Here is a 19533-nt window from a genome sequence, read left to right as displayed (position 1 = left end):
ATGACTTACGTCGAAAAGACGGTAAAGTTCAGGTTAGGGGACATCGTCGCCGAATGGCTGGTGTTCGCGATTCCAGCCGTTGCCGTCGCTTTCGGCTATCAACGCATTTTCGACGATAAGATCTTCGCTGTCTGGATCGTGGACTACATCTTCGCTTATGCGTTCGGAATTTTCTTCCAGTATTTCACCATCGCCCCGATGCGAGACCTGTCGTTTGGCAAGGGGATCATCGCGGCGATCAAGGCCGACACGCTGTCTCTGACGGCTTGGCAGTTAGGCATGTACGGCTTCATGGCTCTGGCCTACTTCTACATTTTTCGTGACCTGCTCGGCGTGACGCTGCGGACTGACATGGTGGAGTTCTGGTTCATGATGCAGATTGCCATGATCTGCGGGTTTCTGACGGCATATCCCGTGAACTGGTGGCTGATCCGCACCGGCGTTAAGGAAAAGATGTAGGCTGGCTTTGACGCCGTCGGTTTCTGATCTTGGGATGCAGCAGGTGCCTGCAAGCAGGCCAAGGATGACCCTGTGGCGGCATCTTCAGCGTAGCCGCTACTTACCAGAGGCAGGCGGTCCTGGCCTGCTCCAGCAATTCGACCACCGCTTTGATATCGGCCGGTGAGGTTTCGCCGTGGGTCACACACGCGCGGATGATGTCGCGGCCCTCGAACCGAGCGGCTGACACCCAGGCGCCACCAGATTTTAGAACCTGCTGCACGATATCGCGCACGGACGCGGATCCCGCTGGCGGCTCCAGGCAGACCACGGCCAGCCCAGGCTCATTGGCCACTGACCAGCCGCGCCCCCTGGCGGTGTTCGCCAGCATCCGTCCCAGTTCCACCGCGTGTTCCACATGCGCGCCATGACCAGCCCAGCCGCCGGCGCCCAGTGACAGGAACAGGCGCAGCCCGAGGAAGCGCCGCGACCATTGCGCTGTTGTAATATAGGGATCGAGCGTGGGCGTCTGCGACGGCATGAAGCTCGCCGACACGGTGAAAGCGGCGGACAGGACCCGAGGATGGACTGTGAGGAACATCCCGCAGCCCATCGTGGTGGCAAACCATTTATGCGCATCGATGGTAATCGAGTCCGCCGTCTCGATTCCCGTCAGCAGACCGCTTAGCCGGTCCGAGGCGACCAGGGCGCCACCCCAGGCGGCATCGACATGGTACCAGACGCCGGCCTGACGGGCGATGTCGCCGCAGGCCCCGAGCGGATCGATCATGCCGGCATTCGTTGTGCCCGCTGTCGCCACGACCATGACCGGAATGCAGCCCTCGCGGCGATCCGCGGCGATCGCGGCGCTGAGTGCTTCCACGCTCATTCGGCCGGTGCCGTCCGTCGCCACCAGCCGAACGGCGGATCGGCCGATCCCCGTCGCATGGGCGATCTTGATCCAGGCCAGGTGACTGTCCTGCGAGATGTAGAATACCGGCTGACCCGAGAATGCGCGGCTGCCGGTTGTGGCAAATCCCGGCTCGCCTTGGGTCAGCGCACAGATCAGCGCGGTCTCGTTCGCCTCCGAGCCGCCCGATGTGAAATGTCCGACTGCCCCAGGCGGTAGACCGGCGCGTCGGGCAAGCGAGCGTGCCACATGCGCCTCGATCGCGACCGCCGCGGGGGATGTCGTGGCAGTGGCCAGTTGTGGGTTGAACGTGGCGGCGATGCGGTCGGCGCATTGCGCCGGAAAGGTCGGCGCCGGGTTGAACAACCCGAGGTAACGCGGATGGTTCATGTGCACGAGCCCGTGCTCCATCTGCGCGACCGTCCAGCCGAGCAGATCCGCAAACGGCACTGGCTGCGCGAAGTCGAAGCCAGCCAGTTCGGCTGTGAATCCATCGCTGTCCAATGTCGGCGTGACCGCACCCTGCGCCACGCGCTGGTGGGCAGCGGCTAGAAGCGTGGTGAGATGATCGTCCCACATCAAGCGTTGGTCGCACGATGGGAACAGCACGGAACGGCTCATGACGCAACGCGCCAGTGGCGCGCTGGCCACGTCGCTGATTGTTCGCGTACCACTTTTTGCTCCGCCAGATAGCACAGCCAGCTCGCATAGAGCCGTACCGCGTACGGATACCAAAACTGGCAAGGTGCAACGGTGATGGCCGCGCCGAAAGACGCTAGCAAGTCCAGGTTCGGCGTCCGACAGGCCTGCTCGCGAAGCGTTGTCAATCCGCTCACTACGTCCTGGTCAAGATATCCCTCGGGGATCTCCGGGTAAGCGGCGCGCTGGCCAGCAAGAAACCGCCGGATGTCACGACGATATTCACTGAGCAGACTCTCCGATGCATATTCCGCATGGCCTTGCAGCATCAGGAACAGGCTGGCGCCACTCTGCTTGACGAAACTGTCGGCGCCCACGCGCGGCGCATGAGAAAGGACGGTATAGCCTTTGTCGCACAGCTCCGCTTCGTCCAGACTGTTGTAGCGCGAATGCGGCACCGGCCATACCAATGGTGCTTCCTCCAGCAGCGGGTGATCCGCCACCTTCATGCAGGCGAACACGCCCGACAGCTTTTGCGGCAGCCGTCTTCGACTGATCTGATCCAACCGAAATACAGCCGCATGGGCTGCCAGACAGGACCAGACCGTGGAGATCGTGTGCTCGCCTGCCCAGTCGACCAGCCGTGCCAGCACAGGCCAGACCGGCTCATCGATCATCGCGTCATGCCTTGGTTCGGCGCCAGTCACGATCAGGCCGTCGGGCTTGGCCTGCTGAAGGACGCTGAAGGCGTCATCGGTGTGACTGGCAAGCTGATCGACGATGAACAAGCTGATACGCATGTCCAAGGCGTCCGATGCCGCCGTTAGTAGCCCTGCGAATTGCTGCTCCGTCACGCGCCTGGCGGCCGGCGGCATGTTGTTGACCAGCCCGATGACCAAATCCCCTGGCGGCCTGTCATCGCTTCCGAATGCAAGCATCACCATGCCATTTCCGAATTTTGACGTCAGCGTTGACTGTTGAAGGCCGATGCCAGTTCAACCTGACCGGCTTGCGCGGCGGCCAGGGCCTGATTGATATCGGCGAGTATGTCGTCCACATGTTCAATGCCGACACTCAGCCGGATCATTTCGGGCGTGACACCGGCTTTTGCTTGCTCCGTCGGCGTCATCTGGCGGTGCGTGGTGGATGCGGGATGGCAGGCCAGCGACTTTGCGTCGCCAAGATTGACCAGCCGCTTGATCAGGCGAAGTGCGTCGTAGAACCGCATCCCGGCCTGCACGCCGCCATGCACGCCGAATGTCAGCAGCGAGCAAGCCTGGCCGCCGAGATACTTCTGCACCAGCGGATAATAGGGGCTTTCGGGGAAGCCGGCATAATTGACCCAGGCGATCCTGGAGTCCTTTCGCAACGCCTCGGCCACCCGCAGCGCATTCCGAACATGCCGTTCCACACGCAATGCCACCGTCTCGACGCCTTGCAGCAGGAGAAACGCGCTGAGCGGCGCCAACGCCGCGCCCGTGGTGCGCAGGCAGAAGTTGCGGCACCGTTCGATATAGGCCGTGCTGCCGAAATGATCCGCGTAGACCAGTCCGTGATAGGACGGGTCAGGCTCGTTGAGCATGGGGAACCGCTTGGCGTGCTGATCCCACGGGAAGTGGCCGCCATCGACAATAGCGCCGCCGAGTGTCGTGCCGTGGCCGCCGAGGAACTTTGTAAGCGAGTGAACAACGATATCCGCACCGAATTCGATCGGCCGCAGCAGCACCGGTGATGCCACTGTATTGTCCACCAGCAACGGCACGCCATGCCCATGCGCCATCTTCGCCAGTGCCTCGATGTCGCAGACATTGCCGGCGGGGTTGCCGACGCACTCGCAGTAGACCGCCATCGTGTCGGCATCGATCAGCCGCTCGAGGTCGGCGGCGCTGTCGGACGCGGCAAATCGCACGTTGATACCCATGTGCGGCAGCACATGCGAGAACAGCGTGTGCGTCGTGCCATAGATCTGTGGAACAGAAACGATGTTGCGGCCTACATTGGCGATGCTGAGAATGGCACTGTGCAGGGCGGCCTGCCCGGATCCCAGGCACAGCGCGCCGACGCCGCCCTCAAGCGCCGCGACGCGCCGCTCCAGCACTGCGGTGGTTGGGTTGCTGATGCGGCTGTAACGGAATCCCTCGGTTTCAAGGTTGAACAACGCGGCCGCATGTTCCGCGCTGTCAAACTCATAAGCCACGGTCTGATAGATCGGCACCGCCACGGACCTGACTGGCGAATCGGCTTCGTAGCCGGCGTGGAGAGCGATCGTCTCGGTTCGCATTCCGTGACTTCCTTACAACAAAATAGCACACGCATAATTCGGCAGCAACGGAGCAAGTTTGTCGCATAACGTCGGGCGCCTGTAAATGGTTTTCGACAAAGACATGCAACAGTATTTGTAGAGAGCTATGATTGCCGTCGGCTGCACACGTTCACATGCTGCATACACGCGCATTTACTTGCTTGAGCAACAAATCTGCCAGCATCGAGCCCGATAAGCGACAGAAATTCACCTTTGCTTAATGATTTGGCGTTACTTCCTGAATCTGCTGCTTAGGTGGAGTTGAAGCATGTCAACAGTACAAATCCTTGACAATTTTGCATTTGAAGAAATAATTCAGGAAATATGCTATCTGGATTGGGCTGGTCTCGACGAGGAAGAGATGGTTCATGTCGCCTGGGCCTACTACTTCTTCTCAGTGCAGTTTCGTGAAAATCTGCAGATTGCTCGATCTCTGCATCCAGAAGACGAGAAATTACAGGACCTCGAGCGGGAGGAATGCAATACCGCCAACCTGTCGCCCTGGCCCGGTGTCGCCCGGTCAGGGGAAAAAATCGATCATGACGAGTTCATGAAGCGCGTTCTGTCTCTGGCACCCATACCCGAGTCCAGCCGTCGCCAGCTTGAAGATAGCGGCAGTCGTTATCTTCATGAGATCCGCGAGATGGATGACACGATCCGGGCGATGAGCATCACCAGCTACGAGGACGGTGGTCTGGAACGGGTGTTTCGCGCCATGCTGACGTCGCCTGAATTGCAGAACCCATTGCTGCGCGGCTTCAGGCATTTCCTATCGGAACATGTCAGGTTCGACAGTGATCCGACACAGGGACATGGCGCAATGATCCGGCATCTACGGCCCGACGATCGCATTCTTCCGCTGTGGATCAGCTTCAGGGATATCCTGGTTGAATTCGCGCCAGGTCTGTCGCTGTCCGAACACGGCCGGTAAGTCTGGTGCGGCATCGGCCCGCGCGGCGGCGGAGACAGCACTTGCCGTGTGACAGATCACTCGGTCGTCCGGCGGCCGCTCATTTCCGGTCACGACGGCGATTGTCGCGGTGGCCGCCGTTGCGGCCAAGTCAGGACGACCGGAAGACAGGTCAGTCAACAGAACCAGCCAATTTCTTCTCAGCATCCTTGGACACGTGAGAGGTCTTGATGTCAATACGTTCCGTAATCATGTCGCAGGTACTCGAGATCGCCGCACAGCAAAAGAAGCGTCTGGCGCCGCTGTCTGACGGCCTGCCGTTGCTCGACTCCGGTCTCGATTCGCTGTGCATCGCGATCCTGGTTGCATCGCTGGACGATCATCTCGAGCTTGATCCGTTCTCCAGCGATCGCGACTTTGCCTTGCCCGTCACTCTTGGCCAGTTCATCGCGCTATACGAGAACGCCGCCGCCTGAGCGTCGTTCAATGTTGGGATCGAACCGCCGCAACCGGCGTTTCGCCGCGAGGGTCGGAGCCGACGCCGACGGTCAGGTCAGCTTCGATAGAAACAATGAGCGTCAACGGGCGCTTCGATTGGCTTCATGCGCCGATCGCGGACATGACGGAGTGCATTGCGTTTATGCTGTTCTCGGAGTTGTGCCTGGGGTTGTTTACGCTGTTCTCGGGCGACCATCTGGCAATCCGTTTTCGCAGATCCTCGGCGAGCGCATTCACATACCCCTCGCGCAAAATGCTTAAATGTGTGCCCTTGACGCTGACAACCGCGGATTGGGGCGCTAGCTTGCGCCAAATCTTTCCTACTTGGGGCACACGAAGCAGTGGCTTGATCGTTGCTTCATAGATCACAACACTGCCCGTGTATTCAGTAGGCTTGTAGTCAAGCAGTGCATCATAGAGCCGCTTCATGAAGGACCTTTGAGCAGGTGGATAGCGAGAAAGGTCCATAAATCCTTCTACTGCATGGCTGTTCACTCTCTTGCCGCTCGTTTGACGGGCCATTTTCCCCTCATGGAATGCCATCGCTTTATTCAAGGCACGTCGTGTGAGTGAGCGAAGCATCCCTTTCCTGATTAGGTTTTCATGAATGATCCAGCCGGGCAAGTTGCCAGCTAGCGCCAGTAGATACAGCGGGTGCCAAGGACCGAGGCCAGCGCTGGTATTGTCAGGCGCCGCATCGATGGCGGCAAGCAAGCCGACTTCGCGTTCACGGGCTCGTAAACTCTGTGCAACTTGCAGCGCAATGATGGCCCCGGCTGACCATCCGCCTAACAACAATGGGCCTGTTGGCTGGAATTTCATAAGAGCAGTGGCATAATAGTCTGCGATCGACTCGACGGAGCCGCCGAATTCGACATCTTGCATCTTCTTTGGCGGCGCTTGAATGCCATGAAACCGCACCGCCGGCATAAGCCTGGCGAGTTCGCGAAAATCTGTCCCGCTCGCGCCAGACAAGGAATGTACGCAGTAAAATGCCGGCCTTGAGCTGTCCTCATCAAGGGCGTTGTCACTAATTAGAAAGACCACGCGCTCTGCGTCGCACAGTGTGCGAGCAAATAGAGCGTGCAACGCGCCGCTGTTGCGCGGCGGATGCATGTCGGGTCCCGTTGCAGTGGTGCCCGCGACGGTCCTATGCGATGAGCGAGCAATGGAACTGGACATGCACTGGTTCTCCGTCTCGGCGCCTGAAGGCCAACGAAGATTTGCAAATGATGTGCCAAGTATACTATCATATCATTGTATGTATAAACTGGATCGTATACCACATATATACATTAATTCCGGAGTACAGCCTATCACGGCAGACAACTGTATTGCCCGACAGTCGGCAGGCTGTAAAAATTACTGACACCGACCCAGTGCCGTAGATACCTCTTTCCACGCATAGGGATTCTGCGTGTCGCGCCTCACCACGTCCGCCTTCATCAGGTCAGCGCGCCTAAGGGCGCGGTTCGAGTGAATGGTCGGGCATGTACAGTCGCTTCTTGAAGGCTCATCACCAGCTTTCGGATAAACTCGTGACGGGCTCCGGTGCGGCCTGATCCAATCGCGGCTGACTTTGCCGGCGGGTGCTATCGGGCCGGCCTCCGACACCAGTGCCAATCGACCTGGTGGTCGATGCAACGGCCGGCGGCAGTCACGGCGACCAATATACGTCAGCGACAGCAGCCAGTCTCCAGCAGGCCAGACGCGGCGACCGCAGCCTGATTATCAGACTGTCGCCTATGTGTGACAGACCGCCTACGCCCCCTCCAGTTCCTCCCGCCGCAGTTCCAGCGCCAGCCACTGCTCCTCCGCCGCGGCCAGCCCCGCCTGCGCGGCTTCCAGCGCCTGAGTTGCCTCGGCGAACACGGCCGGCTGCCGGACATACAGGTCCGGGTCGGCCATGATATCGTTCAGGCGCGCGATCTCCCGCTCCAGGCTCGTCATCCGGGTGGGCAGCGTTTCCAGCGCATGCTTGTCCTTGAAGCTCATTTTCCGGCTTTGCGCCCGGACCGGCGCGGCTCCAGCCCGTGCGCGAGACGGCGCCACTTCCGCTGCTCTGCTCACACCGCGCTGCGCCAGCATGTCGGAGTAGCCGCCGGCATACTCGATCCAGCGCCCATCGCCTTCGGTGGCGATCACCGACGTCACCACGCGATCCAGGAAATCACGATCATGGCTGACCAGCAGCACGGTGCCGGCGTAATCCGCCAGCCGCTCCTGCAGCAGTTCCAGCGTCTCCAGATCCAGGTCGTTCGTCGGCTCATCCAGCACCAGCAGGTTGGACGGCCTGGCGAAGGCGCGGGCCAGGGTCAACCGGCCACGCTCCCCGCCCGAAAGCACGCCGACCGGGGTATTGGCCTGCTCGGGGCCAAACAGGAAGTCCTTCATGTAGCCGATGACGTGGCGGGACTGCCCGTTGACCACGACGTTGTCTCCAGTGCCCCCGGTCAGCGCCTGCGACAGGGTCTCGTTGGGATCCAGCGTCTCCCGCCGCTGATCCAGGGTGATCTGCGCCAGGTTGGTGCCCAGCTTCACCTCGCCGCTGTCTGGCGGCAGTGCGCCGGTCAGCAGGTTCAGCAGCGTGGTCTTGCCGGCGCCGTTCTGCCCAACGACGCCCACCCGATCGCCGCGAATGATTCGCGTCGAGAAATCCCGCACCACCGTCCGTCCGCCAAAGGACTTCGACATCGCCTCCCCCACCATCACCAGCCGCCCCGACAGTTCGGCGTCCGCCGCCGCCAGCTTCACCCGGCCAACCGCCGAGCGCTGCTCCTTGTGCCGTTTGCGCAGCGCGTGCAGGTCGCCCAGCCGCTTCTGGTTGCGCTTTCGGCGAGCGGTGACACCGTAGCGGAGCCAGTCTTCTTCCATGACGATCTTGCGGCCCAGCTTGTGGCGCTCGGTTTCCTCCTGTTCCAGCACCTGGTCGCGCCAACCCTCGAACTGTCCAAAACCCTGCTCCAGCACGCGAGTGACGCCGCGATCTAGCCAGACGGTGGCGCGCGATATCCGCTCCAGCAGGCGCCGGTCGTGGCTGATCAGGACGATGCCGGAGCGCAGGCGGCCAAGTTCGGCTTCCAGCCACTCGATCCCCGGCAGGTCGAGGTGGTTGGTGGGCTCGTCCAACAGCAGGATGTCGGGTTCCGGGGCCAGCACGCGGGCCAGTGCGGTACGGCGGGCCTCGCCGCCGGAAAGTTGGGCAGGGTCTTCTGTGCCGGTCAGGCCGAGCTGTTCCAGCAGGTAGGCGGCACGGTAGCGGTCAGCCGCAGCGGAATCGCCCAATCCGGCCTCCACATAGGCCAAGGTGGTGGCGAAGCCGGCGAAGTCCGGCTCCTGCGGCAGATAGCGAATTGTCGCACCAGGCTGGGCGAAGCGGCGGCCGGCATCGGCCTGCACCAGGCCAGCAGCGATCCGCAGCAGCGTGGATTTGCCGGATCCGTTGCGGCCGACCAGGCAAATGCGGTCTCCGGCGGACACCGCGATCCCGGCGCCGGCCAGCAGCGGCGTGGTGCCGAAGGTCAGTGCAATGTCTTGCAGCGTCAGAAGGGGAGGGGCCATGCGGCGGGTCTTACCAAGCCTCCGGGTAAGCCGCCATCCTGGCGCTCGGGTGAAGATCGTGGCGCGATCACGCCAGGGCTCGCGGCCGAGGCTGGGTACCTGGTGGTATCGCCGCCATCCGAACCATAACGGCGCACTCTATCGACACCGAGAACACGAAGAGTTCCATAGCGCCATGCAGGCGCGCTATTAACCCTGCGCCGGCGGATCATGCTGCCGCGGCTGCAGGTCAACGTCAGGCAACGTGTGGCCGCGGGGCGCCTGGAAAAGTCCGCGGCAAGCCTGCACCAATCCAACGGCGTTTTCATGACGATCAAACGACATAGCATTCTCGGAATGGGCATCGCTGCGGCAGCGGCCGCGGCGATGCCATGGGCCGGTGCGGCATTCGCGCAGGTTCCGGCTGGACAATCAGACGAGCGAGCCGCCGATTATACACTCCACATCAACAACGGACTGATCGAGCTCGCGCCCGACCATATCGTCTCGACCACGCTGTACAATGGCCAGTTTCCGGGACCGCTGCTGCGCGCCACGGAAGGCCAACAGGTCGTCGTCGATATCCACAACAACACGAAAACGCCGGCGCTCGTGCACTGGCATGGGCAAACGTTACCGAGTGGCCGGCGTACGAGATCGCCTCTCGCGGTCCTTCTGATCTTTTTCAGGCCAGAGCGGTCAACGCCTCGGCGCCTGCCTCTGTTGTTTGATGGCGGAGCGGCCACTGAGCTATAAGAATGCGTTCAAGTTCATGCAACGGGAGGTTACTTTGCCGCGCCGGCGACTTCTGCTTGGCGTCACCGCGATCATCATGAGCGTGGGTGTGATGTTCACCGTAGCGTTAAGGAAAAAAGCCGCCGCGACACCGACGATGGACTGGATCAACGAGACGATCGACGGCCTGCATTACGCGGTGTTGCTACCGGCGAATTACAAATCGACGAAGCATTACCCGGTGGTGCTTTACCTGCACCAATATGACATGGGGAATTACCGCAATGGATTGCTTAAGCAGGTAGAAGCCTGGTTCGGGACGTCAGCATTCCGCACCCGTCATCTCGCCATCATCATCGTGCCGATGCTCGATCAGATCAAGGACCCAAAAGCCAACTTCGGCGGCAAGCATACAGGTCATGCCTGGAAGGACGCCACCATTGCCGCACTGAAGCATGTACTCGAACAATATTCGGCCGACCCGGCCCGAATTTACGTGACCGGAAACTCAATGGGTGGAATGGGAACCTGGGACATGCTGCTTTCCTATAACGCGCGGATCGGAAGCAACGACCATTTTTTCGCCGCCGGCATGCCACTCGCGGGCAGGCATCAAACCGCCAACCCCGTGGAGGCTGCGAGAGTGCTGCGGCAGGTGCCGATCTGGGCAATTCATGGCGCGCAGGACGCGGAGGTTTCGCCGGAATGGGACCGCACCATGGCCAAACTGCTTTCCGACAGCCCCACCTTCCGTTACACGGAAGACCCTGGACTCAGGCATGACGTGTGGGACAGCTACTACATGCGTACGGATGTCTGGGATTGGCTGTTCGCGCAAAGCAGCGCCTATGAAACAAGCCGCCCGTAATCGTGCGTATAGTCCGCCGCTTCAAACCGATCGAAGCTCTGCCGCCAGGTCTTGCCCGGCCAGAGATAATCAACTCGTTTTTTAGTCGGCCGATAGACCGCGGTGTAGACGGTCGTGAACCCAATCTGGCGCGAATACAGGGGCGGTGCCAAAAACAGGCCCGCCAACGCCGGCAGGTTCATATCGGTATCATCCAGCGCCCGCATCAGCATTGCCTGGCGTTCGCCAGAACTGGACGAAAGTACGATCTCTTGATGGTTCGTGCACGCCCGAAGCCGGGTCGTCGCGGGAGAGCGGTCAGGGCCCAGGAACAGCGTCGCGTACGCACCCGTGCCGTCGAGCAGGGTCACGTTCTGCGATAGTGCGATCGGGATCCGGCTGAGGGCCGCGACCGCTTGATCCACCCGCCAGCAGGTTTCGAGCACGTAGCGCAGCATCAGAATGATCGAGAAGCCAAGACCAAGCGCTCGACTGCCGCCGTAGGTAAGGCTCGCGACCAGCCCGTCCTCGTTCATGCCATCCAGACAGCCGCCCCAGGGCCGCTGGCTCGTTGCAATCACCTTCCGCCCAGACCACGACGACGCCTCGAAACGGCCGGATACGACATCAAGTGGAAAATCATAGTTGCGAACCAGCGCCGGCCCATCCTTTCCAAGCCACACCGCCTGGCTGCAACCGGAGATGACCGGCGGCGGCCGGTAATGGCTCAGCATGCAATGCGCCAATTCGTCGTCACCAACCAGGGTGCACACACGATCGTATTGCGGCAGCAGCTCCGGCATGTGGTGGCGAAGCGCGGCTCGGCATTCAACGGCCGTCGGTGGGTCCGCCAACCGGTTTCCTTGATACCAGCGTTCGGCTTCCTTCCGGCCGGCGACGAATCGGTCCAGCCAGTCACTTCCGGGTTGCGCTTCCTGCACGGCTACGAAACGCTTCAACATGAAATCAGCCTACCCGGACATCCGGACGCGTGGTAGACGCGGTTTCGTGCAGCGTGCCGGCCGAAGCAGGTCCAAACCGGCGCGGCTGTTCAGGAAGGCTCGCGAAGGTGCATCTCCATGAAGACGCTGAGCGGATCGTCCCGGTATCCATTGAACGGACCACGCCGTGCGAAGCCTGCGTTCGCGTAGAGGCCTAAAGCAGCATGGCTTGCCACGCCTGTTTCCAGCCGCAGCGTGCAAACATTTTCGCGGCGCGCCTCCGCGACAAGCGCCCTGAGAACGGACTTGGACACTCCCCGGCCACGCATATCCGCCACGACCCACATCCGCTTCAGTTCCGCCCACGCGGCGTGCAGCACAAGCGCGCCAGTCGCGACCGCTCGGCCTCGGTCGTCACGCGCGACCATGAAGCGGACATTCGCACTGCAAAGCCCATCAAGCGTCAGATGGTGAATGCTTTCGGCGGGATAGAGGCTCGCGGAATGTTCCTCACCGTCGCGAAGAAGGTCGACGACCTCCGGTTGGGCGGGATGTTCCGCATTGATCCGCCAAGCTGTATTCATGCTCAATCCCACTTCAGCCGTTAAGACGATGGATTCAAGGTCCGCTGGACACCCCTTTGCGGATATTCAAACAGACGCACCGTCAGGCCGTTGCGCCTGACCCTGGCGTCTCCCCCAAAAGTCGCTATCTTGCAGTCACGCCCTACCCATGGGGAGAGACCTATCATGATCCGCCAACCTGACCCGAAGCCCGACGTCATGGCCCGCCGCGACAGCATCGTCGCCGGCCTGCGCACCCTGCTGCCCGCCAGCGGTCTGATCGCCGAACCGCTCCGGCTCAGGCCATACGAAACGGATGGACTCTCCGCCTATCGTCAGGTGCCGCTGGCCGTTGCGTTACCCGAAACGACCGAGCAGGTCGCCGCCGTGCTGCGCTTCTGCCACCAGAACGGCGTGCGTGTGGTGCCGCGCGGCGCCGGCACGTCGTTGTCCGGCGGAGCGCTGCCGATGGCTGACGCGGTGGTGATCGGCATGATGCGGATGAACCAGATCCTCGACATCGACTACGGCGATCGCAGCGCCACGGTGCAGGCCGGCGTCACCAACCTCGGCATCACCGGCGCCGTCTCGGAGCATGGCTTCTTCTATGCCCCGGACCCGTCCAGCCAGCTCGCCTGCATGATCGGCGGCAACGTCAACATGAACTCCGGCGGCGCCCATTGCCTGAAATACGGCGTCACCGCCAACAACCTGCTGGGCCTGAAGATCGTCACCATCGACGGCGAGATTCTGACCATCGGCGGCCATCATCTCGACGCCGCCGGCTATGACTTCCTCGGCTTGCTCACCGGCAGCGAAGGCATGCTTGCCGTCGTCACCGAGGTCACCGTCCGCATTCTGCGCGCGCCAGAAGGGGCGCGGGCAATGCTCGCCGCCTTCCGCTCGAACGAGGTCGCCGGCGCCTGCGTCGATGCCATCATCTCCTCCGGCATCATTCCGGTGGCGCTGGAGTTCATGGACCGCCCGGCCATCCATGCCTGCGAAGCCTACGCCCATGCTGGCTACCCGCTCGACGCTGAGGCAATGTTGATCATCGAGGTCGAGGGCAGCGTCGAGGAACAGGACCGGCTGCTGGAGAAACTCTCCGCGATGTGCAGCCAGCACGATCCGATCAGCCTGAAGGTGTCGCAGTCAGCCGAAGAATCGCTGGCGATCTGGAAAGGCCGCAAGGGCGCATTCGGCGCCGTCGGCCGCATCAGCCCTGACTACCTGTGCATGGACGGCACCATTCCCACCAGCCGCCTGCCGGACGTACTGCGCCGCATTGGCGAAATGTCCGACAGCTACGGCCTGAAGGTGGCGAACATCTTCCATGCCGGCGATGGCAACCTGCACCCGCTGATCATGTTCGACGCTAACGATCCGGCCAGCTTTCACGCGGCGGAAACCTTCGGCGCCGACATCCTGAAGCTGTGCGTGGAGGTTGGCGGCTGCCTGACCGGCGAACACGGCGTCGGCGTGGAAAAGCGCGACCTGATGCACGTCCAGTTCGACGCGCACGAACTACAGCAGCAGCGCGACATCAAATCGGCCTTTGACCCGGACTGGCTGCTCAACCCCAGCAAGGTGTTTCCGCTGCCGGCGCCCGCCGCCGCCCTGCCGCGGGCCGCATGAGCGCGGCACTTGCGCCATCCGCCCAGCGATCGCGATCCGAGGCATTTCCAGCCGAAGCGTTGATTGTCGATGCCATACGCGACGCCGCCGCCGCGCGGGAACCGCTGCTGATCGAGGGGCACGGCTCCAAGTCCGGCATGCTGCGGCCGGTTCAGGCGGCGCGGACGCTGTCCACCGAAAGCCTGTCCGGCATCAGCCTGTATGCGCCGAAGGAGCTGATCATCTCGGCCTGGGCCGGCACGCCGCTGTCGGAGATCGAGGCGGCATTGGCCGAGGGCGGCCAGCATCTGATCGCCGAACCACCCGACCTGTCGGGTCTCCTGGCCGGTTCCGGTCGGCCGCAGACCTTGGGGGGCGTGGTCGCCACCAACCTGTCCGGCCCGCGCCGGGTCGCCTGGGGCGCGATGCGCGACCATGTCATGGGCGTGCGGGCGGTGACGGGACGGGCGGAGGTCATCCGGTCGGGCGGACGCGTGCTGAAGAACGTCACCGGCCTGGACCTCTGCAAGCTGCTGACCGGCAGTCACGGCACGCTGGGTGTGATCACCGAGGTCACCCTGAAGGTGCTGCCGGCGCCACAGGCAACCGGTACCTTGGTGCTGCCGGGTCTTGATGCGAAGGCCGGCGTGGCCGCGCTGTCCGCGGCACTAGGCTCGCCTTATGGGGTATCCGGCGCGGCATGGCTGCCAAGTGAGGCAGCGGCGCGTGTGCCTGGTCTGGACCAGATTGGTGACGATGTCGCGCTGGTGCGGATCGAGGAGTTCCCGCCATCGGTCGGCTATCGCCTCGGCCGCCTCCGCGACCAGTTCGCCGTGGTCGACACGATGATCCTGGATACCGCGGCGTCTCTCGCTGTCTGGAAGGATGTCCGGGATGTCGTGCCGCTGGCGCCACGAACCGGCGACGCCGTCTGGCGCATATCCGTACGACCCTCAGCCGGCCCCGCCGTCCTGGCGGCGCTGAACCCGAAAGGCGTGTTCGGCTTTCTTGACTGGGGTGGGGGCCTTGTCTGGCTCACCGGTCCGGCTGACGGCGTGACCCACGCGGCGGTGGAGGCGGCGGCAAACGCCTCGGCCGGAACCTGGACGCTGATGCGCGCGCCGGACGCGCTGCGGGGTTCGGTCAGGGTGGTACCCGAGGAGGCGGCGGCGTTGGCGCGCATCACCCGGGCGGTGAAGGCGGCGCTCGACCCCGCCGGCATCCTCAATCCCGGCCGGCTTTACGCGGGGCTCTGAGCGATGGTCTTCATCCCGGCCTGGGTGATCAACGTCCTGTTTCTGCTCACCGTCTTCCTTGCCGGCTTCCAGCATGTGCAATTGAGGCGGCGCAATTCCGTTCTGAATCTGCAGTTCTTCATGATGGCGTTTGGCCTTTTCATGATTGTTATCACCACGCTCTGCAACCAGATGAACGCTTGGCTTTCGCTTGGCTTCCTCATGGTTGCCCTCGCCAGCCTGGCGCTGACCATCCGCCAGCACCGAACCCTGCCACCGCTCAGATCCGTGGAATAAGCACGCCCGCCGATGCAGACGAACTTCACCGCCGACCAGCTTCGCGACCCGGACACCGCATCGTCCAATGCCGTGTTGCGCACCTGCGTGCATTGCGGCTTCTGCACCGCGACCTGCCCGACTTTCCTGCTGCTGGGTGACGAACTCGACAGCCCGCGCGGCCGCATTTACCTAATGAAGGACATGCTGGAAACCGGCCGCCCCGCCACCAAGGAGGTGGTGACCCACGTCGACCGTTGCCTGTCCTGTCTGTCCTGCATGACGACCTGCCCGTCCGGCGTGAACTACATGCATCTGGTCGATCACGCGCGGCGCTATATCGAGCAGACCTATCGCCGGCCGCTGCCCGAACGCTGGCTGCGCGCGGTGCTGGGCGTGGTCCTGCCACGGCCGAAGCTGTTCCGCCTGGCGCTGCGGGGAGCCAGCCTCGCGCGCCCGCTGTCGGGGCTGATTCCGGGCCAGTCCATGCTCGCCAAGCGGCTGCGTGCCATGCTGTCCCTGGCGCCCGCCCGATTGCCCGCGGCCAGTCCGGTCCAGTCGCCGCAGGTCCATCCGGCGCAAGGCCCGCGCAAGGCCCGGGTCGCGCTGCTGACCGGATGCGCGCAGCAGGTGCTGATGCCGCGGATCAACGAAGCCACGATCCGCCTGCTGACCCGTCTGGGGATCGAGGTTGTTGTTGCCCGCGACAGCGGCTGCTGCGGCGCGCTCAACCACCACATTGGCCAGCACGATCGGGCAATGGCCCTGGCGCGGGCCAACATCGAGAGCTGGACCCAGGAAGCCGAGGAAAACGGACTGGATGCGATCGTCATCAATACCTCCGGCTGCGGCACCACGGTCAAGGATTACGCTTTCATGTTCCGCTCGGAAGCCGAACCATGGCGCCAGCGTGCCGAGACGATCGCCGGCCTGGCCCAGGATGTAACGGAGTTCCTTGCGCATTTCGGCTACGCGCCGACGCGGGATGCCCCGGATCTGACCGTGGCCTACCACTCGGCCTGCAGCCTGCAGCATGGCCAGCAGGTGACGACGCAGCCCAAGACCCTGCTGGCGCGCGCCGGCTTTCGCGTGACCGAGCCGAAGGAGCCGCACATCTGCTGCGGCTCCGCCGGCACTTACAACATGCTGCAGCCGGAGATCGCCGGCCGCCTGCGGTCGCGCAAGCTGGACAACCTGAAAGCCACCGCGCCCGATCTGATCGCCGCCGGCAATGTCGGCTGCATCACGCAATTGTCTGGCGATGCCGTTCCGGTGGTGCATACCGTGGAATTGCTTGATTGGATGGCGGGTGGTCCCCGCCCGCCGGGTGTGCCGAACTAGGATGACCGGGGCGCATTCCGATATTCGCCGTCTGCTTGTCGCCCCTCTGCTTGTCGTCCCCCTGCTTGCGGGTGGCGGCGCGGCACAGGCGCAGTCAGCCAACGAAAAGCGCGCGGCGGTGGATCATATGCTGGACGCGCTGAAGGCCGCGCCAGACCCGCGGACGGCTTCGCTGCTGGAAGACAAGGTGATTCAGGCGTGGCTTCAGGCTGGCACGCCGGCGGTAACGTTGCTCATGAGCCGTGGACTTCGGTCGCTTCACGCCGGCCAGGATGACGATGCCGTCGAGTCCTTCACCGACGCGATCATCTTGGCACCCGATGTCGCCGAGGCCTGGCACCAGCGTGCGATCGCCCGCTACCACGGCGGCGACACCGCCGGTGCGATCCACGACCTGGAGGAGACCGTGAAGCGGGAGCCGCGTGACTTTGCGGCGTTCCACACCTTGGCCGATATCGCCGCCGCGCGGGAAGATTGGAAAGCCGCCTACGCGGCCTGGCAGAAGGTCATGGAACTCGACCCGCAGACCCCGGGCGGCGAGGAGCGGCTGGGCGTGTTGAAGCGAAAGGCGGTGGGGGAGGATACCTGACAGCCGTCGCCCTATCGTCGCGGTCGATTGCTTTCCGCCGCAGGCCATAGCCACCCGCGGCCAGGGCGAGAGCATCCATGTCACGCTGATCGACCATCAGGTCGGCGGTCCTGCCGCAATCGTCGGTGTCCACGCTGGTCCCGTCGCCGGCCCAGTGCAGACGGAAGGTGCGAGGTTCGCCGGCTGATAGAGCCTCTATGATCAGGCTGCCGCCGCTCTGTCTCTTTGCATGGAGGTCCAGCACGCAGGCGAACTGGTCGGGCCGGTGCACCAAAAGCCGAGCGTCGGTCGCCGGTGGGGTGTCGCGGGATGATTCGAAGCAGAGGATGTCGCCGACGTCTGGTGCATAGCGGGTAAAGAGCGTCAGCAAAGGTGGGGGCGCTGGCGGCGGTCAGCAGCGCGGCCGTTTCAACCAGCGCCGGACCCATGACCCGGGCGGTCTTGTCTTTCCCGCTGCGCAACCTGCTCCCCGCCAACCGAGCCGAACCCGACTGAGGAAGCGTATCCGGTCCGACGACTGTCGTGGCCTGCAACGCCGCACGACGGACTTGCCGCAGCTTGCTGTCGCGCGGATCTTGGAACGAAGAGCTTTATCGCCAGTTAACGCGCCATCACTCCGACGCGGCGGCAATCCGAGCCAGTGCTTCCGCTCGCCCCAGAGCGGCAAGGGTCAGGTCAATCCCGGGGCTGACGGTGCTGCCGGTCAACGCCGCACGCAGCGGCTGCGCCACCTGGCCCAGCTTTCGTCCGGTTCGTTCCGTGAAACCGCGCAGCGCGTGATCAATCGCCGAAGAGGAGAAATCCGTCTCGGCCAGCACGGGAACAATGTCCCGCAGCATCAGCTTCGCATCCGATGTCAATGCCAAGGCCGCCTTCGGCTCCAATGTCAAGGGCAAGACGCGGACAAGGAACACGGCCGCGTCGGCCAGTTCGACCAGGGTTTTCGCGCGCTCCTTCAGCGCCGGCATCAGCATCCGGATGCGGGCTGCCGCAGCGTCGCCCAAAGTCACCTCGGAACGAGAAGCCAGCCGTTGCAGCACGTCCTGTGTCAGCCGCTCGTCGTCGGCCTGACGGATGTAGACGCCGTTCAGGTGCAGCAGCTTGGCATAATCCATCCGGCTGGCCGCGCGATTGACGTCAACGATGTCGAACAGCCGGATCGCCTCCGCGCGGTCGAGAATTTCTAGGTCGCCATGCGACCAGCCCAGCCGCAGCAGATAGTTGCACAGCGCCTCCGGCAGGAACCCTTGATCGCGGAACTCCAGCGCGAATTGGGCGCCGTGACGCTTCGACAGTTTCGCACCGTCCGGCCCATGGATCAGCGGCAGATGTCCGAAGCGCGGCAGCGGCCAGCCCATCGCGGCATAGATCTGCGCCTGGCGGAACGTGTTGGTCAGGTGGTCGTCGCCGCGGATGACATGGGTGATTGCCATGTCGTGGTCGTCCACCACCACCGAGTGGTTGTAGGTCGGCGTGCCGTCGCTGCGCAGGATGATGAAGTCATCCAGCTCCGCGTTGGCGACCCGCACCGTGCCTTGCACCAGATCCTCCAGCACCGTCTCGCCGTCGCGCCGGGTCTTCACGCGGATGACCGGATAGATCCCCAGCGGTGCCTCGGACGGATCGCGGTCGCGCCAGCGCCCATCGTACCGCCAGACGCGTTTCTCCGCCCGCGCCTGCTCGCGTTCCCGGTTCAGCTCTTCCGGTGTGCAGAAGCAGTAATAGGCATTGCCCGCCGCCAGCATCTCGCGCGCCACCGCCGCATGACGGGCCATGCGGGTGGATTGGAAAACGGTCTGTCCGTCGCGTGCCAGGCCAAGCCAGTCGAGGCTGTCGAGAATACCCTCGGTGGCCGCCTCGGTGCTGCGTTCCCGGTCGGTGTCCTCGATCCGCAGCAGGAATTCGCCATTAAGGTGGCGGCTGTACAGGTAGTTGAACAGCGCGGTGCGGACGCCGCCGATGTGCAGCGGGCCGGTCGGGCTGGGAGCGAAGCGGGTGCGAACGGTCATGCGCCAGGATTTAGAGCATGATCGCGCTAGAGCAATATCAACCTGACCGGAATAGCGAAGCGATCTCAGGCTGATGAAATTGCTCGCGAATACAGCTAGAGCGGTTCCACACTTGGTGAAACCGCTCTAGGCGGAACGCCAACAGC

The 19533-nt window shown here is 63.1% G+C and carries 18 protein-coding genes; 10 read left to right on the top strand and 8 right to left on the bottom strand.

Annotated features, from left to right (window positions below):
- Positions 1-459 carry a DUF4396 domain-containing protein gene (locus ACQY4S_RS03980; protein ID WP_428483899.1) on the top strand — a complete coding sequence of 153 codons (459 nt, stop codon included), beginning with the start codon at positions 1-3 and terminating at the stop codon, positions 457-459.
- 100 nt (positions 460-559) lie between these two features.
- On the opposite strand, the gene ACQY4S_RS03975 is transcribed toward ACQY4S_RS03980, so the two are convergent.
- Genes ACQY4S_RS03975 through ACQY4S_RS03965 form a run of 3 tightly spaced genes read right to left on the bottom strand, consistent with a single transcriptional unit; the run spans position 560 to position 4268 of the window.
- Positions 560-1969, bottom strand: coding sequence for a pyridoxal phosphate-dependent decarboxylase family protein (locus tag ACQY4S_RS03975; protein WP_428483898.1), 1410 nt, complete (start codon positions 1967-1969; stop codon positions 560-562).
- Entirely contained in the window at positions 1966-2925 is a 960-nt protein-coding gene (locus ACQY4S_RS03970; protein WP_428483897.1) for a homoserine O-acetyltransferase/O-succinyltransferase family protein, read from the bottom strand. Before ACQY4S_RS03970 ends, ACQY4S_RS03975 begins: the two co-directional genes overlap by 4 nt.
- Before the next feature lie 26 nt (positions 2926-2951).
- Entirely contained in the window at positions 2952-4268 is a 1317-nt protein-coding gene (locus ACQY4S_RS03965; protein WP_428483896.1) for an O-acetylhomoserine aminocarboxypropyltransferase/cysteine synthase family protein, read from the bottom strand.
- A gap of 289 nt (positions 4269-4557) precedes the next feature.
- On the opposite strand from ACQY4S_RS03965, the gene ACQY4S_RS03960 reads away from it, so the two are divergent.
- Positions 4558-5220 (top strand): hypothetical protein, encoded by a 663-nt coding sequence (locus tag ACQY4S_RS03960; protein WP_428483895.1) that lies wholly within the window; start codon positions 4558-4560, stop codon positions 5218-5220.
- Positions 5221-5450: 230 nt separating this feature from the next.
- Positions 5451-5675, top strand: coding sequence for a hypothetical protein (locus ACQY4S_RS03955; protein WP_428483894.1), 225 nt, complete (start codon positions 5451-5453; stop codon positions 5673-5675).
- Positions 5676-5799: 124 nt separating this feature from the next.
- Here ACQY4S_RS03955 and ACQY4S_RS03950 read toward each other — a convergent pair whose 3' ends face one another.
- Both ACQY4S_RS03950 and ACQY4S_RS03945 read right to left on the bottom strand, forming a co-directional pair.
- Positions 5800-6879, bottom strand: a complete 1080-nt coding sequence (locus ACQY4S_RS03950) for a thioesterase domain-containing protein (protein WP_428483893.1) — start codon at positions 6877-6879, stop codon at positions 5800-5802.
- Positions 6880-7458: 579 nt separating this feature from the next.
- Positions 7459-9258, bottom strand: a complete 1800-nt coding sequence (locus tag ACQY4S_RS03945; protein WP_428483892.1) for an ABC-F family ATP-binding cassette domain-containing protein — start codon at positions 9256-9258, stop codon at positions 7459-7461.
- 210 nt (positions 9259-9468) lie between these two features.
- Between ACQY4S_RS03945 and ACQY4S_RS03940 the strand changes: the two genes are divergently transcribed.
- Both ACQY4S_RS03940 and ACQY4S_RS03935 read left to right on the top strand, forming a co-directional pair.
- Positions 9469-9993 carry a multicopper oxidase domain-containing protein gene (locus tag ACQY4S_RS03940; protein WP_428483891.1) on the top strand — a complete coding sequence of 175 codons (525 nt, stop codon included), beginning with the start codon at positions 9469-9471 and terminating at the stop codon, positions 9991-9993.
- A 16-nt stretch (positions 9994-10009) separates the two neighbouring features.
- Positions 10010-10840, top strand: coding sequence for an alpha/beta hydrolase-fold protein (locus ACQY4S_RS03935; protein ID WP_428483890.1), 831 nt, complete (start codon positions 10010-10012; stop codon positions 10838-10840).
- On the opposite strand, the gene ACQY4S_RS03930 is transcribed toward ACQY4S_RS03935, so the two are convergent.
- Positions 10819-11781: a C45 family autoproteolytic acyltransferase/hydolase gene (locus ACQY4S_RS03930; RefSeq protein ID WP_428483889.1), complete on the bottom strand. Its 963-nt coding sequence runs from the start codon at positions 11779-11781 to the stop codon at positions 10819-10821. The two genes, ACQY4S_RS03935 and ACQY4S_RS03930, sit on opposite strands and share 22 nt — an antisense overlap.
- An 89-nt stretch (positions 11782-11870) precedes the next feature.
- Positions 11871-12344, bottom strand: coding sequence for a GNAT family N-acetyltransferase (locus ACQY4S_RS03925; protein WP_428483888.1), 474 nt, complete (start codon positions 12342-12344; stop codon positions 11871-11873).
- A 165-nt stretch (positions 12345-12509) separates the two neighbouring features.
- Here ACQY4S_RS03925 and ACQY4S_RS03920 point away from each other — a divergent pair, with 165 nt between their 5' ends.
- Genes ACQY4S_RS03920 through ACQY4S_RS03900 form a run of 5 tightly spaced genes read left to right on the top strand, consistent with a single transcriptional unit; the run spans position 12510 to position 17378 of the window.
- A complete protein-coding gene (locus tag ACQY4S_RS03920; RefSeq protein WP_428483887.1) occupies positions 12510-13958 on the top strand; it encodes an FAD-linked oxidase C-terminal domain-containing protein in 1449 nt (482 codons plus the stop codon).
- Positions 13955-15193: an FAD-binding protein gene (locus ACQY4S_RS03915; RefSeq protein ID WP_428483886.1), complete on the top strand. Its 1239-nt coding sequence runs from the start codon at positions 13955-13957 to the stop codon at positions 15191-15193. Before ACQY4S_RS03920 ends, ACQY4S_RS03915 begins: the two co-directional genes overlap by 4 nt.
- Positions 15194-15196: 3 nt before the next feature.
- Entirely contained in the window at positions 15197-15469 is a 273-nt protein-coding gene (locus tag ACQY4S_RS03910) for a hypothetical protein (protein WP_428483885.1), read from the top strand.
- Positions 15470-15481: 12 nt separating this feature from the next.
- Entirely contained in the window at positions 15482-16789 is a 1308-nt protein-coding gene (gene glcF / locus ACQY4S_RS03905) for a glycolate oxidase subunit GlcF (protein ID WP_428483884.1), read from the top strand.
- 1 nt (position 16790) lies between these two features.
- On the top strand, positions 16791-17378 hold the full coding sequence (locus ACQY4S_RS03900) for a tetratricopeptide repeat protein (RefSeq protein WP_428483883.1): 588 nt from the start codon (positions 16791-16793) through the stop codon (positions 17376-17378).
- 611 nt (positions 17379-17989) lie between these two features.
- Here the strand turns inward: ACQY4S_RS03900 and gltX are convergent.
- On the bottom strand, positions 17990-19387 hold the full coding sequence (gene gltX / locus ACQY4S_RS03895) for a glutamate--tRNA ligase (protein WP_428483882.1): 1398 nt from the start codon (positions 19385-19387) through the stop codon (positions 17990-17992).
- Between the last annotated feature and the right edge of the window lie 146 nt (positions 19388-19533).

Source organism: Rhodopila sp., assembly GCF_965276935.1.
GTDB lineage: Bacteria > Pseudomonadota > Alphaproteobacteria > Acetobacterales > Acetobacteraceae > Rhodopila.
The sequence above is the reverse complement of the archived record's forward strand: the minus strand, read 5'-3'. Positions and strand labels throughout refer to the sequence as shown.

What these genes read in the sequence shown, in the direction of transcription:
- ACQY4S_RS03955 (WP_428483894.1), top strand. Translation starts at nt 5,451, where the DNA reads ATGTCGCAGGTACTCGAGATCGCCGCACAGCAAAAGAAGCGTCTGGCG.
- ACQY4S_RS03980 (WP_428483899.1), top strand. Translation starts at nt 1, where the DNA reads ATGACTTACGTCGAAAAGACGGTAAAGTTCAGGTTAGGGGACATCGTC.
- ACQY4S_RS03925 (WP_428483888.1), bottom strand. Translation starts at nt 12,344, where the DNA reads ATGAATACAGCTTGGCGGATCAATGCGGAACATCCCGCCCAACCGGAG.
- ACQY4S_RS03970 (WP_428483897.1), bottom strand. Translation starts at nt 2,925, where the DNA reads ATGCTTGCATTCGGAAGCGATGACAGGCCGCCAGGGGATTTGGTCATC.
- ACQY4S_RS03975 (WP_428483898.1), bottom strand. Translation starts at nt 1,969, where the DNA reads ATGAGCCGTTCCGTGCTGTTCCCATCGTGCGACCAACGCTTGATGTGG.
- ACQY4S_RS03945 (WP_428483892.1), bottom strand. Translation starts at nt 9,258, where the DNA reads ATGGCCCCTCCCCTTCTGACGCTGCAAGACATTGCACTGACCTTCGGC.
- ACQY4S_RS03950 (WP_428483893.1), bottom strand. Translation starts at nt 6,879, where the DNA reads ATGTCCAGTTCCATTGCTCGCTCATCGCATAGGACCGTCGCGGGCACC.
- ACQY4S_RS03965 (WP_428483896.1), bottom strand. Translation starts at nt 4,268, where the DNA reads ATGCGAACCGAGACGATCGCTCTCCACGCCGGCTACGAAGCCGATTCG.
- ACQY4S_RS03940 (WP_428483891.1), top strand. Translation starts at nt 9,469, where the DNA reads ATGCTGCCGCGGCTGCAGGTCAACGTCAGGCAACGTGTGGCCGCGGGG.
- gltX (WP_428483882.1), bottom strand. Translation starts at nt 19,387, where the DNA reads ATGACCGTTCGCACCCGCTTCGCTCCCAGCCCGACCGGCCCGCTGCAC.
- ACQY4S_RS03915 (WP_428483886.1), top strand. Translation starts at nt 13,955, where the DNA reads ATGAGCGCGGCACTTGCGCCATCCGCCCAGCGATCGCGATCCGAGGCA.
- ACQY4S_RS03910 (WP_428483885.1), top strand. Translation starts at nt 15,197, where the DNA reads ATGGTCTTCATCCCGGCCTGGGTGATCAACGTCCTGTTTCTGCTCACC.
- glcF (WP_428483884.1), top strand. Translation starts at nt 15,482, where the DNA reads ATGCAGACGAACTTCACCGCCGACCAGCTTCGCGACCCGGACACCGCA.
- ACQY4S_RS03960 (WP_428483895.1), top strand. Translation starts at nt 4,558, where the DNA reads ATGTCAACAGTACAAATCCTTGACAATTTTGCATTTGAAGAAATAATT.
- ACQY4S_RS03930 (WP_428483889.1), bottom strand. Translation starts at nt 11,781, where the DNA reads ATGTTGAAGCGTTTCGTAGCCGTGCAGGAAGCGCAACCCGGAAGTGAC.
- ACQY4S_RS03920 (WP_428483887.1), top strand. Translation starts at nt 12,510, where the DNA reads ATGATCCGCCAACCTGACCCGAAGCCCGACGTCATGGCCCGCCGCGAC.
- ACQY4S_RS03900 (WP_428483883.1), top strand. Translation starts at nt 16,791, where the DNA reads ATGACCGGGGCGCATTCCGATATTCGCCGTCTGCTTGTCGCCCCTCTG.
- ACQY4S_RS03935 (WP_428483890.1), top strand. Translation starts at nt 10,010, where the DNA reads ATGCAACGGGAGGTTACTTTGCCGCGCCGGCGACTTCTGCTTGGCGTC.